The sequence below is a fragment of the Haloglycomyces albus DSM 45210 genome (genome assembly GCF_000527155.1).
In the GTDB taxonomy this organism is placed as follows: Bacteria; Actinomycetota; Actinomycetes; order Mycobacteriales; family Micromonosporaceae; genus Haloglycomyces; species Haloglycomyces albus.
Window position 1 is genome coordinate 3,478,572 of record NZ_AZUQ01000001.1, and the last position, 14,776, is coordinate 3,493,347.

Consider the following 14,776-nt stretch of genomic DNA (forward strand, 5'->3'; position numbering starts at 1 on the left):
TTTCATAGCCTTCGTGCTATCGGCGGTCACGGCGGTGCCGTTCCTCATCGCGGGCATCGCCCTACCGCTGGCCGACGACACAGACAACGAAAGGACCCGGATCTAATGCCCAACACAGGTGAACTGCGGGGCGTCAACCTCCGCAAGGAATACGGCTCGACCGTCGCTCTCGGTGGGGTCACCATGGAGATCCCCGCCGGCCAATCCACTGCCATCATCGGCCCCAGTGGATCAGGAAAGTCCACTTTGCTACACGCATTGGCCGCTATCCTGCAGCCGGATTCGGGTGAGGTGCATCTGAACGGGGAACGTATCGACCGGTATTCCGAAGGAAAGCGTTCGGCGCTGCGCCGCACTCGATTCGGCTTTCTGTTTCAGTTCAACGGCCTGCTGCCCGAACTCACCGCCCGCGACAACGTTGCCCTGCCGCTAATGCTGAACGGCACGGCACGGCGGCGCGCCTACACCAGCGCCGACGCTTGGCTGCACCGGCTTGGCATTCACGGCTTGACCGATAATCGCCCTGGGGAAATGTCCGGCGGTCAAGCCCAACGTGTCGCGCTGGCCCGTGCACTCGTCATCGAGCCGTCGGTGGTGTTCGCCGATGAGCCCACCGGGGCACTCGACCAGGCTACGGGAACGGAAACCCTGCGCACCTTGCTGGATACCGTCAAGGATCGCGGCGCGAGTCTGGTGATGGTCACCCACGATCTCAACGTGGCCGGAGCATGCGAGCGCGTCGTCGAAATCCGCGACGGTCACATCATCTCCGATTCTCGTCCCTCCGCGACGATCATCGAGGAGGCCACGGTATGAGAGCGACGCTCGGTGTCGCCTGGACGCTGTTCCGCAGCGGTAGGAGCAACAGTCGACTGTCCTCGGTCCTGACCCTGGCCGCCATCGCCGTGGTCACTCTGGTGTTGCTGTTTACCGTCGCGGCGAACCTGGCTTTCGCGCAGCGAGCGGACGCCACCGCGTGGCGGAGTCCGGCGGAGGTTTCGTCGGACGAGGCGATCGCACACATCGCCACCGCCACCGACTTTGTGGACGCCACTCTGGTCAAACGCGTGGATGTGGCCGCCGAGGATTCGGGCTCTACTCCCCCGCCGCCGGGCCTGGATCGGTTTCCGCGGCCGGGCGAGGTGTTCGCTTCTCCTGCCGCTCAGGAGTTGTTGGAGTCTCGACCCGACGCACAGCTCGCGGACCGGTACGGGGAGATCACCGGAACGATCGCGAAGGAGGCGCTCACCGGCCCCGGAGAGGTGCTGGTGGTCATCGGGCATACCCCGGACTCGGACGTGATGACCTTGCCTCGCGACGGCGGTTCGGATGACTCCGGCCCCTACGGTTTCGCGTCGTTCTCCGACGGTTCGAAGTCGGACATCTATCTGATCTACCAGAACCTGATGGCTTTGGCCACGGTTTTCATGCTGGTTCCGTTGTTCATCTTCGGCGCGGCAGCGGCCCGATTGAACGTAGCGCGCAAGGATCACCGCTTGGCGTCCATGCGACTGATCGGTGCCACTCCCAGGCAGGTCACGGCGATCACGGTGGTGGAAACGACTCTGATCGCGTTCCTGGGAGCGGTTCTGGGCGCGGTGACGTGGGTGGCCGCCATACCGTTGGTCCGTCACATTCCCATTGACGGAACGGCGTGGTACGCGTCGGATCTGTGGTCCGGAATCGCCCCCCTTCTTCTGACGGTGACGGTCGTTCCGATATTGGTGGCCGTGTCGGCGATCGTCGGGTTGCGACGGGTCTTGGTCTCACCGTTGGGGGTCGTGCAGCGGCAGAAGGCTCCGGGGTTGCGAGCGATACGGTTGCTGGTGTTCCTCGGTCTGCTGGCCGCCTTCTTTGTAGGGATCAATCTGGTCAACCCCGAATCGATGGCGGGTACGGTGATCGTGTTCTCTTTGATGGCGGCCTTTGTGTGGGGACTGAGTTTCTTGGGCCCCTGGGTGATCCAGACCTTGGGCCGGATTGTCGGTTTCTTCGCGCGGTCACCGGCACGTCTTTTGGCCGCCCGCCGCATGGCGACCGATCCCAAGAGTGCTTGGCGAACGGTGTCGGGGGTGACGTTGATCGGTTTCATCGCCGGCTACATCGCCATGATGCCGATGATGACCGAGCCGGCGCGGGATCTCGACGAACCCCGGCTGAGCGTCACCACCTCGATGGCGGCGGCCGAGGAGGCCGCGGCGAGCCTGGAGTCGTCCGAGTCCGTTGCCGCTCGCGACATTGAGGTTATCGAGTCCGAGGACGGGGATGGTGCACGGTTGAGTGCGACGTTCGATTCCCTCCCGGTGGACGAGGCCCGTACCGTGATGGCCTCTCTCATACCCGGTTCAAGTCCGCAGACGGATTCCGACTTCCAGATCGAATCGAGCCGTTCGGGCGCGAGTATCGCCACCGGGGTCCTGGTCGTGTTGGTCGTTTCGTTTATGACGGCGATCATTTCCGCCGCCATCGCCGGCGTCGCCTCGACGTTGGAAAAGCGCGAGGTCTATCACCTGATGCACTTGGCCGGTATGCCGCGCAAGGTTCTCAATCGAGCGAGGCGGCAGGAGACGCTCATGCCTCTTACCGTCCTCGGAGGTGGCTCGATCCTCACGGGTGTCCTGATCGCGGTGCCGTTTTTGAACCTCGCTCCGGAGGGCGACTCCATGGCGTGGATCTTGGCGGTGGCCGTCGCCGTGGGGTTCATAGGGGTCATGCTGGCGAACGCGGTGGCACGCCCGGTTCTATCGCAGGCCATGTATACCGCGACGGTCCAGGGCGACTGATCCAGCCGCCCGTGTCGTCAGACCGAGGTTCAACGACACGGGCGGCTCGGTCCTAACGAGTCGAACTGTCGACGAAGGGCGGCTTCACGACTTTGACCGGGAGGCGGCGTCCACGGACGTCGACTTCCAGGTCGGCTCCCGGTTTCCAACCCGAGTCCAGGAGCGCCAAAGCGATTCCCTTCTTCAATGTCGGCGAAAACGAGCCTGAGGTGGTGCGGCCGACCTTTTCTTCACCGTCGTACACGTCCATGCCGGGGCGCAGTACGCCCTTCTTCACCGCTTCCAGCCCCCAGGAGCGACGTCGCGGGCCGTTCTCACGTTCAGCGGTCAGGACGTCCTTGCCCCAGAAGTCGGGTTTGTCCCATCCGATGGCCCATCGCATGCGTGCCTGCACGGGGGTGATGTCGGTGGTGAGGTCGTTACCGTGTAGGGGATAGCCCATTTCCAGACGCAGCGTGTCCCGTGCCCCGAGCCCACAGGGCTGGACGTCGCGGCGCATCAATTCGTCCCACAAAGGACCCGCTGCGGACGTCGGAACGAGGAGTTCAAAGCCTTTCTCACCGGTGTATCCGGTCCGGCACACCAATAGCTCCGTTCCTTCGAAGGAAGCGGTCTTGAACTCCATGAAATCGTCGTGATCGGTCGGCAGACCGAGGTCGGCGACGATTCCGGGGGCTTCGGGTCCCTGTACCGCGATAACGGCCCATTCGGTGTGTTCATCGGCGATGTCGATGTCGGCCGGAGCAGCATCACGCAGGCGACGCGCCACGTCCGCGTTGTTGGCGGCGTTGGGCATGGCCAGGATCTTCTGTTCACTGAAGCGGTAGCAGATAACGTCGTCGACGACGCCGCCTTCGACCGTGCAACAGAGGTTGTAGAGCGCGCCTCCGTCTTTGGCACGATTGAGGTCGTTGGTGAAGCAGGAGTTGACGAATTCCAACGCTCGGGGTCCGGTGATGACCAGCTTGCCGAGGTGGGAGACATCGAATGCGCCGACGTGGTGACGTACGGCATTGTGCTCCGCGATGACGCCTTCGTATTCCAGCGGCATCTCCCAGCCGGCAAAGGGCGCGAATTTGGCTCCCAGTGCCTGGTGACGTGGATACAGCGGCGACGGTCGCAGTGAACCCTCTTGAGGTGATGTGTGAGTCTCAGCCATGCCTAATACGGTACTGGGCCCGCATGGGAACATAAGATCGGGATTGAGCTTAAGTCGAGTCCCCTGGTGCGTCCGGTACACCTCAGGTAACCCCTGAGCGGCGTATTCGACGCACCGGCGACGTATCCATCACGTGACGCTTCACGTGTGACACTTTTCGAAAGGTATAACGTGACTGAACTTCGTTTCGATTCGGCGGCCGCGCAGGAAGCCGCCGTTGACGTCGTCATCATCGGTGCGTACTCGTCCGATGAGTCTGTACCCGTCATCCCCGAATCCGCTTCCGGCGTCAACGCCGCCTTCGGTGGGGAACTGTCGGCTCGCCTGGCGGAGATCGGTCATGAGGGTTCGGCCTCCACCGTCGCCAAGCTTCCCGCTCCCGACGGTCTTGCCGCCAACTCGCTGTTCGTCGTGGGCTTGGGCGCTCAGGACGACGTCGACACGGAAGTCCTACGTCGGGCCGTGGCTACCGGTGTCCGCGCGACGTTCGGGCGCGACACCGTCGCCGTCGCCGTGGAGGGGGACGACGAAGCGGTGGCCACCGGTGCCTCCCTGGGCACCTACAAGTTCGACGATTTCAAAACCGACGAGGCAGACGACGTTCCTCCCCAGTCGGTAACGGTTCTGGGCACCACCGCCGAGGTCGTCTCACGGGTAGAGGCTCTGACCGCCGGAGTATTCGCCGCCCGCGACTGGCTGAACACCCCCGCCAACTATCTGCGCCCGCCGATGTTCGCCACCGAGATCGAACGTGCGGCCGACGAACTGGGCCTTGAAGTCGAGACGCTCGATGTTGAGGCACTCAAAACCGGTGGATACGGTGGCACCTTGGCCGTCGGAGGCGGTTCCGAGGCGGGGCCGCGTCTGGTGCGTATCATGTACCGCCCGGACGGAGCCGATAAGCACATCGCCCTGGTCGGAAAGGGCATTACCTTCGACACCGGTGGCATCTCACTGAAGCCGCCACAGGGCATGTGGGACATGAAGGGCGACATGGGCGGCGCCGGTGCGGTCGTAGGCGCCATCCTCTCCATCGCTCGATTGGGCCTTCCCATCAACGTCACAGCGACGGTCGCTTTGGCCGAAAACATGCCGTCCGGTTCGGCCTACCGCCCGGGCGATGTCGTGACCGCCCGCAACGGCAAGACCATCGAAGTACTCAACACCGATGCCGAGGGACGCATGGTGCTGTCCGACGCACTGTCTCGTGCCGCCGAAGACGAACCGGACGCTCTGTACGACGTCGCCACTTTGACCGGTGGTGCCGTCATTTCACTGGGAGCGCGCACCATGGGTCTGATGGGTACCCCCGCCGAGACGGCTCGGGTACAGCGCCTCGGTGACGAGACCGGCGAACGGGGTTGGGCCATGCCGTTCCCCGAAGACGTCAAGAAAAACATGGAGTCGTCCATCGCCGACGTGTCACAGTGTGCGCAGGGAATGAAGCGCGACGGACACATGCTGCAGGGAGGTATCTTCCTCTCGCACTTCGTCCCCGAAGCCCTACCGTGGGCGCACCTCGACATCGCCGGCCCGGCGGATTCGGACTCCGCATTCGGCTACCTCGTGAAGGGCGGCACCGGTTTTCCCGTCCGAACCTTGGTAGCGGTCGTGGAAGACTGGCTCGCCGAGCAATCGTAATTCCATGGAATTGAGTCGCCGGCGTTGGGCGCGTTTGCGTTCAATCCGGCGACGCTCGTCGAAGTCGCGTTTTCTCTGCGGGTAGCCGGTCTTCTCCACTTCATACAGCGGTATATCGTGCTTCTTGGTGAGGTTGAACGCCCCCTTCATCCCACCAATATGCCGCCGTGTCCATTCCCCGTCATAGGCGATCAGCATGACCGTGGTCTCAGTGACATAGGTTTCGGGTTCGAGGTAGGCTTCGACCCCATGGCGCGACTGAATGAATTCCGCCAAGTGCTTCGCATCCGCCTCATCCGTCGCTCGACCTTGCGCGCCCGGGCTGGATTGCTTCTTCTTTTTACGACGAAACCAAGGCATGTGGTCTCCTTCCCGGCGTGGGATTTGCTCGATGCCATTCGCTCAAGAGTACACAGTTCAGCGCCCGCCTGTGTCCAGCGGCACAGCGGTAATCTTGCCGTCGGCGGGGAATCGCGCTTGAATGGGTGTTGTCCACACTCCATTAACTCTGACTCGGTGCCCACAAGGTTCGAGTCGGTGAGACGATGGACGAAGTCTATACCAACGTCACAGGGGAGATTAATGAGCAACCCGAACACAGGATACGACGTAGTAATCCTGGGTGGCGGCAGCGGCGGTTACGCCTGCGCATTCCGCGCAGCCGAACTCGGCATGTCGGTCGCCCTCATTGAAAAGGACAAAGTGGGTGGCACGTGTCTGCACCGCGGTTGCATCCCCACCAAGGCCCTGCTTCACGCCGGTGAAGTCGCCGACACCGCACGTGACGGTGCCCAGTTCGGTATCCAGACCGAGCTCAAAGGTGTCGACATGGCCGGGGTCAACAAGTACAAGGACGACATCGTCGCAGGTCTCTACAAGGGCTTGCAGGGCCTGGTCAAGGCGCACAAGGTTGAGTTCATCAACGGCTACGGCCGCCTGACCGGACGCAACACCATCGAGGTGGACGGACGCACCGTCACGGGTAAGAACATCGTTCTCGCCTCCGGCTCATACTCCAAGTCGCTCCCCAATCTCGAAGTGGACGAGGAGCGGTTCATCACCTCCGAAGCCGCTCTGAACCTCGACTACGTTCCCAACAAGGTCGTCGTCATCGGCGGCGGCGTCATCGGTGTCGAGTTCGCCAGCGCCTGGCGCTCCCTCGGTGCCGAGGTCGAGATCGTCGAGGGTCTTCCGCGCCTCGTGGCCGCCGAGGACGCCGATACATCGAAGCAATTGGAACGTTCCTTCCGTAAGCGTGGAATCAAGTTCCACACCGGCAAGTTCTTCGAGAAGGCCGAGAAAACCTCGGACGGCGTGCGCATCACGCTTCCCGGCGACAAGACCGTGGAAGGCGACATCGCTCTCGTCGCGGTCGGTCGTGGCCCGAACACCGAAGGACTCGGTTATGAGGAACAGGGCATCGCCATGGAACGCGGCTTCGTTCGCACCAACGATCACCTCCAAACCAGCGTCGACGGCATTTACGCCGCCGGTGACATCGTTCCGGGCATCCAGCTCGCCCACCGTGGTTTCGCTCAGGGCGTCTTCATCGCCGAACACATCGCCGGCCTCAACCCGGCCCCGATCGACGAGAAGGGCATCCCGCGCGTTACGTTCACCGACCCCGAGGTCGCCTCGGTCGGCTACAACGAAGACGAGGCCAAGGAGGTCTACGGCGCCGACAACATCACATCCTACAAGTACAACCTGGCCGGCAACGGCAAGTCGAACATCCTGAAGACCCAGGGGTTCATCAAGATGGTGTCGGTCAAGGACGGACCGATCGTCGGTGTTCACATGGTCGGCGGTCGCATCTCCGAGCAGATCGGTGAGGCGGAGCTGATTTACAACTGGGAAGCCTACGCCGACGACGTCGCCAAGTTGATCCACATGCACCCGACCCAGAACGAGTCGCTGGGCGAGACCGCCATGGCGCTGGCCGGCAAGCCGCTGCACGTACACGACTAATAGGTGTTCCGCATTCGCGGCACTACATATCGATCCGTGAAACGGCACCCGAACATGTGGCCCACGTGGCCGATGTTTGGGTCGCCTCACATTTGTATTGTGAATAGGTCCAGCTCAGGCCCCACATGGTGAATATTGCGCTATGGTTGTCTGCGCTGGACCTGTTGTTTGTGAACTAACCAGAACTTATACGCGAGTAACCATTCCGGTCGGTCCGCTCGATCGGCCACAAGCGCCATAACCATTAGAACAGGAAGTCTGACATGCCTACATCGGTAACGATGCCCGCTCTCGGTGAGTCGGTCACAGAGGGCACAGTTACTCAGTGGCTGAAGCAGGAGGGCGACACCGTCGAGGTGGACGAGCCGCTTCTCGAAGTTTCCACCGACAAGGTCGACACCGAGGTTCCCTCTCCCGTCGCCGGAACTCTCATTAAGATCGTGGCCGCGGAGGACGCCGAGGTCGAAGTCGGCGGTGAGCTGGCCGTCGTCGGAGAGGCCGGGGAAGCAGCCGGTTCTCCCACTCCCGCACCCGCAGAGGCTCCGGCCGAAGAAACGCCCGCGGAGAAGCCGGTCGAGGACACTCCCGCTCCCGTGGCCTCCGCTGAGGCCCCCGCCTCCGGTGGCGGCGAAGGCACCGACGTGACCCTGCCCGAGCTCGGCGAATCCGTTACCGAAGGCACCGTTACTCAGTGGTTGAAGGCCGTTGGCGACACCGTCGAAGCCGATGAACCGCTCCTGGAGGTGTCCACCGACAAGGTCGACACCGAGATTCCCTCTCCCGCTGCCGGAACCCTGCAGGACATTCGGGTTCCCGAGGACGAGACCGCCAATGTCGGTGACGTCCTGGCCGTCATCGGAACCGGTGCGGCGCCCGCGGCGGATACTCCGCAGGAAAGCCCGGCCCCACAGCCGGCCGCGCCCGCGGAACCGAAACCGGAGCCGTCCGAGAAGCCGGAACCCGCTGCGGCAGCTCCGCAACCGGCCGCTCCGGCCGCGCCCGCCACGACTCCGCCGGCGGCACCGACCAACAAACCCACCGAAGTCAGCTACGTCACTCCCTTGGTGCGTAAGTTGGCCAATGAAAACGATGTCGACCTTTCCCAGGTCACCGGCACCGGCGTGGGTGGTCGTATCCGTAAGCAGGATGTACAGGAGGTCATCGACCGCCAGAAGTCCTCCGCTCCCGCTCCCTCGGCCCAGCCGAGCGCTCCAGTGGAACCCAGCCCGTTGCGCGGACGGGTGGAGAAGATGACTCGTCTTCGTCAGGTCGCCGCCAAGGCCCTGCACGATTCCCTGCAGTCGCAGGCGCAGTTGACCACCGTGGTAGAGGTCGACCTCACCAAGGTCATGAATCTGCGGGCCGCCAAGAAGGACGAGTTCCTCGCCCGGCACGGCGTCAAACTCTCCCCGCTTCCGTTCATGGTCGTGGCCGCCATCGAAGCGCTGCAGCAGTACCCGATCGTCAACGCCTCCATGAACATGGAAGAAAAGACGATCACCTACCCGGAGGCGGAGAACGTAGGCGTCGCGGTCGACACCGAGAAGGGCCTCATCGTTCCCGTCATCAAGAACGCCGGGGATCTCAACATTCCCGGAATCGCGCGCCACACCGCCGAACTGGCCGAAAAGGCCCGTTCGGGTGGTCTGACTCCGGACGACCTGTCCGGTGGCACCTTCACCGTGACCAACACCGGAAGCCGCGGAGCCCTGTTCGACACTCCGATCGTCAACGCTCCGCAGTCGGCCATCCTGGGAACCGGAGCACTCGTGAAGCGACCGGTCATTGTGGATGATCCGGAGTTGGGCGAGGTGGTAGCTCCGCGTCAGATGATGTACTTGGCCTTGTCGTACGACCACCGTCTGATTGACGGTGCCGACGCGGCACGGTTCCTCCAGTCGGTCAAGGGACGTCTGGAAGAAGGAAACTTCGAAGGAGCGCTGGGCCTGTAAGGTCCGACGCTCGTGTGAGATTCGATCACTCCACTGGGGTGGGCTTCGTCCCACCCCAGTGGAGTTTCCGCTTAGTGTGAGCCGGAACCGAATTCACCCGGTCGTGCGGCGACCGTAACGGCACGATCCATACGACTGTGGGCGGCTTTCCTCGACCGCCGATTCCGTCTTTCGGCACGGTGACAGTACTCTGTTGAAGAACCGTCACATGTGAGAGGAATGATCGTGGAACCTCCGACTCCCGGGTACCCCACCCCACCCCACCGTAATTCACCACCGACCGACCATAGGGCCTGGTGGAACGGACCCGAATCCAGTGCCTCTCCACTCTGGATTCCCGGCAGCATCGCCCTGCAGGCCGTACTGGCCGCCTTCATTGCCTTTCCCGGTGTGGACATCGGCATAGGGCTCGCGCTCATTGGAATCCTGTCCATCGCCATCCCGACGTTCGTCGCCCGGCATCGCCTGACGTCCTTCGGCTGGACGGCAGCCGCCCTATCCGCCGCGCTCTGGGCCATGGTCGCCGTGCGGGATGCCAACTGGTTGGCGGTTTTGTGCGCGCTGACGGCGATTGCCTTGACCCCGATCGCCCTGTCGCAACCGCGGCGTTTTACCGGATTTTTTCGCAGCGTATTCGAAACACTGTCCGGATGCGTCGATGCGGCGAACTGGACGACCGGCTCCTTCCGGTCACGAATTCCCACCGGTTCGACTGGTCGTGTCGGTATCACCGTCCTGATCACCATGGGTCTACTGGTAGTGTTCACCACCTTGTTCGCCTATGCCGATCCGGATTTCGCCGCCCTGATCCTCTCGTTGATTCCACAGTGGGACATCGCTTCCTTCACGTGGAGTGTCATCGTGGCAGGACTGGTCGCCGGCTCCGCCACCCTGTGGGCCTACATGGCGGCCTCTCGGTCGATCCAGGTCGACCGAGATTCGCAACCCCGTCAACCGGTCAGCCTGTTCGAGTTCGCTCTTCCACTGGCGGCGCTGAACATTCTGTTCTTCGTTTTTGTGGGGGTGCAGGCCGGTCGGCTGTTCGGCGGTTCGGACCGTATCGGTTCGGTCGAGGAACTCACCGTGGCCAGCTACGCCCGGACCGGTTTCGCCGAACTCGGTTTCGCCTCCGCTCTCACCCTCGCCGTCATCGTCGTCGCAGCGTGGAAGGCCCCCACCGCCTCCCAAAAGGAACGCCTTGCCACCCGCGTCCTCCTCGGTGGAATCTGCGTCTTGACGCTCCTCGTGGTCGCTTCCGCGATTCAACGCATGACGCTGTACTTCGACGCCTTCGGTCTGACTCGCCTGCGCCTGACGGCCTTCGCAGGCGAACTCTGGATCGGCGGCATGTTCGTTCTACTACTCGCCTGCCTGTGGCGTCTGCGCGCAAACTGGCTGCACCGTGGCGTCGTCTTGTTCAGCGCCGCGATTCTACTCGGACTGGCGCTGATCAACCCGGACCGATTCATTGCGCAGTACAATATCGACCATCAGACGGCCGGCGACGGCGTCGACGCCGCTTACCTGTCCGGGCTGTCGCACGATGCGATTCCCGCGATCATGGATATCGAGGACGAGGAACTACGCGAATGCGTAATCAGCATGTCCGATTGGGAGGACAACCGCCCGTTCACCGCCGGCAATCTGGGTTATTGGCTGGGCCGCAATGCCACTGGGGACGGTTCGCCCACCTCGTCTACCTGTCCGAGGAGTAGTAGCCCAGACGACCAGGCAGTCTCACCTCCGGTTCCAACGGACCGGCCGACGTCACAAGACGACCGCTTCTTCATTCACAACTGCCCCGATCTTCCGCTACGCTCCGCTGAAACATATTTCGGACGCGACTCGGCGAAAGGTTACGATACGTTTATCTATGACTATGGCAACTCACATGCCATGAGTTCGGATCTTTCGCAAGAGCCCTATTTGCACTGCGCGTATACCACCTCCAACGACGGAACCGTCACCGTTAGCCTGAAACAATGGCCGTCTGCCGACGAGGCGTTGCAGGAGTTCAGCTCGATCGAGCTGAACGAGGCGGAATCGAATGAGGCTCAAGCCGAAACGTGGCCGGAGGCTCCGGTAACCGGTCTCGCCCAAGACGAAGGCGACCCCACCGTTACCGCCAAAGCGATCGATGATGATCATATGACCGTTGAGGTAGGCATTAGCGGACACGATGCGGCGGACGAAGACGACGTTCGCCAAGCCGCCCTGTCGGTTGCCCGCGACACACTGACGGATTACATGGACTAGACTTTTAAGAATTCATGTAACACGATTTGACTGAGGTGTGCAGTGCGGTCCGACGTACTCATTGTGGGAGCCGGTCTGGCAGGACTGGTCTGCGCCACCGAGCTGCTCGAACGCGGCAAACACGTCACGATAGTGGAACAAGAGGGCGAACAGTCCCTAGGCGGCCAGGCGTTCTGGTCCTTCGGGGGGTTGTTTCTGGTGGACTCCCCCGAACAGCGCCGCATGGGCATTCGCGACTCCTTCGACCTTGCCTGGCAGGATTGGTGCGGCTCCGCCGGTTTCGATCGCGACGAGGATCTGTGGCCGCAGCGTTGGGCGCGAGCGTACGTCGAGTTCGCGGCCGAGGAAAAGCGGGATTGGCTGCGACGTCGAGGGTTTCGCTTCTTTCCCGTCGTGGGATGGGCCGAGCGTGGCGGGTATACCGCTGAAAGCCATGGAAACTCGGTTCCTCGGTTTCACATCACCTGGGGAACCGGACCGGCCGTGGTGGAACCCTTCGCTCGATCAGTGCGACGCGCGGTAGAAGACGGTCGCGCCGCCCTTGCCTTCCGTCACCGAGTGGATCGGCTCCTCACCGAGGTCGACGAGTCCGGTAATACCGTCATCGGCGGCGTCGAAGGGACGGTTCTCGCTCCCGACCGTGCCCCGCGCGGAGTCAGCACCAATCGCGAAGAAGTCGAACGCTTCCACTTCCAGGCCGACGCCGTAGTCGTGGCCGGCGGCGGCATCGGCGGCGATATCGACCTGGTGCGGAAACACTGGCCCCGACGAATGGGCGCACCGCCTCGGCGCATGATACAAGGCGTCCCCAGCCACGTCGACGGTCGGATGCTGCAGATATCGGACGACGCCGGTGCGGAGTTGATCAATACCGACCGTATGTGGCACTACACCGAAGGCGTGGAAAACTGGGACCCGATCTGGCCGCACCACGGTATCCGTATTCTTCCCGGACCGTCCTCGCTATGGCTGGACGCCACCGGTCAACGTCTCCCCATACCGCTGTTTCCCGGATTCGACTCGCTCGGGACCTTGGAGTACATCATGTCCACCGGACACGATTACACCTGGTTCATCTTGACCCAGAAGATCATCGAGAAGGAGTTCGCGTTGTCGGGCTCGGAGCAGAATCCGGATCTGACGGGCAAAAGCGTCGTGAAGGTACTCCAGCGGGCGTTGCCGGGTGCGCCCGAACCCGTCGAGGCCTTCAAAGAGGAGGGCGCGGACTTCGTCGTCGCGGATGATCTCGACGAACTGGTGGCGGGCATGAACACCGTCGCCGACGGACCGAAGCTGGACGTCGAAGCGGTTCGAACGGTCATCGAGCGACGCGATCGGGAGCTTCGCAACGACTTCACCAAGGACGCCCAGATCGCGGCGCTGCGAGTGGCACGCAACTATCGTGGTGATCGTCGGATTCGCGTGGCCAAACCGCATCGGATTCTGGATCGGAAGGCCGGTCCGCTTATTGCGGTTCGGCTTAATATTCTCACCCGGAAAACCTTGGGTGGTTTGCACACCGACCTGCAGGGACGCGTTTTCGCCTCTAACGGCGAAGGGAGGACTCTGCAGGGACTGTACGCCGCCGGAGAGGCCTCGGGATTCGGCGGCGGCGGCATGCACGGCTATCGGTCGCTGGAGGGGACGTTCCTGGGAGGCTGCCTTTTTTCAGGACGTCAAGCCGCCCTGGGAGTCGATGCGGACCTGGAGTTAAAGAAAAGCCTTACCCTCGCCCCGATAGGTCGGTGCTTCGTCGACGATGTCCTTCCCGTCGAAGAGGTAGAAGGTGTTGAGACGCTCGGCGAGTTCTCCGGCTTTCGCATGGCGCATCCACACACGTTGCCCCAGCGACACGTCGTCGGCGGCCGCCCCTGTCAAGGGCGTCTGTACTTCTCCGGCTCCCTCCGCCGTCGTGTAGCGCATCCGCGCAGGGTGGGCCACCGTCGGTAGGCGATCCTTGCCGGGAGCTCCGGAGGCGATCCAACCGCCTCCTAGCGCCGTCACCGCTCCCGGTTTCGGCCGCCGCACCACGTCCAAAGCGAAATGAACCGCATTGCAGGGACGAATGGAGCGATAGCCGTCGAACAGCCCCGGGCCGTACAGGCCGGACCCCGCCGCTACCTCGGTTACCGCCGGTCCCGAGGCGGTGAACTCCAGGGACCCCGTTCCGCCTCCGTTCACGAATTCCAGATCGGTAAAAGAGCTCAGGCGTTCGACGATATCGGCACGACGGCGTAGTACATCGTGTCCGGACCAGCGCTTCAGCGCTCGGACGGCCGTATTCTTCAGTTTTTGACCCGGTACTCGGTCACCGACTCCGGCGATCTGTGCCTCATAGGCGAGAACCCCCACCAGTTTCGTCCCCGAACGTTTGTCGATATGTTTCGCCAACTCCTCGGCCTCTGCCGCGCTGTGAATCGGTGACCGCAGTGATCCGACCCGGATTCGACCGCCCCACAAGCGCAACGACATGTCTACGTCGAGGCACAAACGAAGTGGGCGCGAGGACGACGGCGCCACGTATCGCTCCAGGTACTCCAGATGCTCGATCGAATCGACGGTAACGGTAATGCGGGCGGTCGCCCGGTCGTCACGGGCCAAGCGCTGCAGTGCTTCTGTGTCGGTGGTGGGGTAAGCGACGAGAATATCGTCGAACTCCTCGGAGAGCCACAGGGCTTCGGGGAGGGTGAACGCCATGATCCCCTCGTAACCGGGGCGGCGCAGCACTCGTCGCAACAGAGTTCGATTGCGCAGCGATTTGGACGCGACACGGATCGGTTTACCGAGCGCGTGACGGCGCATGATGGCCGTATTGGTGTCAAAGGCACCGAGGTCTGCCACCGCGAACGGTGCGGACAGGCCTGCGGTGGAGCTGTCGAGGACCTCAAAGTCTGACATGACGGATTCCTTTTCCATTGCCGGTCAACTGGTCACGCATACCGAACAGCGAGCGGATCCGGGGCGCGTTCACCTCTACCCGCTGCATCAACTATAGTTCTACTCACATTAACCATACG

General features: G+C 62.6%; 8 protein-coding genes and 1 pseudogene. 7 read left to right on the plus strand and 2 right to left on the minus strand.

Annotation, left to right across the window (positions count from 1 at the left end; all coding sequences use genetic code 11):
* Nucleotides 1-105: 105 nt before the first annotated feature.
* Both HALAL_RS0116035 and HALAL_RS0116040 read left to right on the plus strand, forming a co-directional pair.
* A complete protein-coding gene (locus tag HALAL_RS0116035; RefSeq protein ID WP_025274970.1) occupies nt 106-816 on the plus strand; it encodes an ABC transporter ATP-binding protein in 711 nt (236 codons plus the stop codon).
* The gene (locus HALAL_RS0116040; RefSeq protein WP_025274971.1) at nt 813-2,783 is read left to right on the plus strand and encodes an FtsX-like permease family protein; all 1,971 of its coding nucleotides are present in this window, start codon (nt 813-815) and stop codon (nt 2,781-2,783) included. The genes HALAL_RS0116035 and HALAL_RS0116040 overlap by 4 nt, the downstream gene beginning before the upstream one ends.
* Nucleotides 2,784-2,835: 52 nt before the next feature.
* Here the strand turns inward: HALAL_RS0116040 and gcvT are convergent, their stop codons facing one another.
* Nucleotides 2,836-3,942, minus strand: a complete 1,107-nt coding sequence (gene gcvT, locus HALAL_RS0116045) for a glycine cleavage system aminomethyltransferase GcvT (protein WP_025274972.1) — start codon at nt 3,940-3,942, stop codon at nt 2,836-2,838.
* Nucleotides 3,943-4,113: 171 nt separating this feature from the next.
* Here gcvT and HALAL_RS0116050 point away from each other — a divergent pair, with 171 nt between their 5' ends.
* The 5 genes from HALAL_RS0116050 (at nt 4,114) to HALAL_RS18350 (ending at nt 13,709) form a co-directional block, all read left to right on the plus strand.
* Complete coding sequence (locus tag HALAL_RS0116050) at nt 4,114-5,583, plus strand: leucyl aminopeptidase (protein ID WP_025274973.1); 1,470 nt, start codon at nt 4,114-4,116, stop codon at nt 5,581-5,583.
* 582 nt (nt 5,584-6,165) lie between these two features.
* Nucleotides 6,166-7,551, plus strand: a complete 1,386-nt coding sequence (gene lpdA / locus HALAL_RS0116055) for a dihydrolipoyl dehydrogenase (protein ID WP_025274974.1) — start codon at nt 6,166-6,168, stop codon at nt 7,549-7,551.
* Between the two features lie 263 nt (nt 7,552-7,814).
* Nucleotides 7,815-9,503 (plus strand): 2-oxoglutarate dehydrogenase, E2 component, dihydrolipoamide succinyltransferase, encoded by a 1,689-nt coding sequence (gene sucB, locus HALAL_RS0116060; RefSeq protein ID WP_025274975.1) that lies wholly within the window; start codon nt 7,815-7,817, stop codon nt 9,501-9,503.
* Nucleotides 9,504-9,728: 225 nt separating this feature from the next.
* Nucleotides 9,729-11,759, plus strand: coding sequence for a DUF4153 domain-containing protein (locus HALAL_RS17890; RefSeq protein WP_169732460.1), 2,031 nt, complete (start codon nt 9,729-9,731; stop codon nt 11,757-11,759).
* A 42-nt stretch (nt 11,760-11,801) separates the two neighbouring features.
* A complete protein-coding gene (locus HALAL_RS18350; RefSeq protein WP_025274977.1) occupies nt 11,802-13,709 on the plus strand; it encodes an FAD-binding dehydrogenase in 1,908 nt (635 codons plus the stop codon).
* 156 nt (nt 13,710-13,865) lie between these two features.
* Here the strand turns inward: HALAL_RS18350 and HALAL_RS19150 are convergent.
* Nucleotides 13,866-14,675 (minus strand): annotated as a pseudogene (locus tag HALAL_RS19150) (alanine racemase); the annotation flags it as partial.
* Nucleotides 14,676-14,776: the final 101 nt, after the last annotated feature.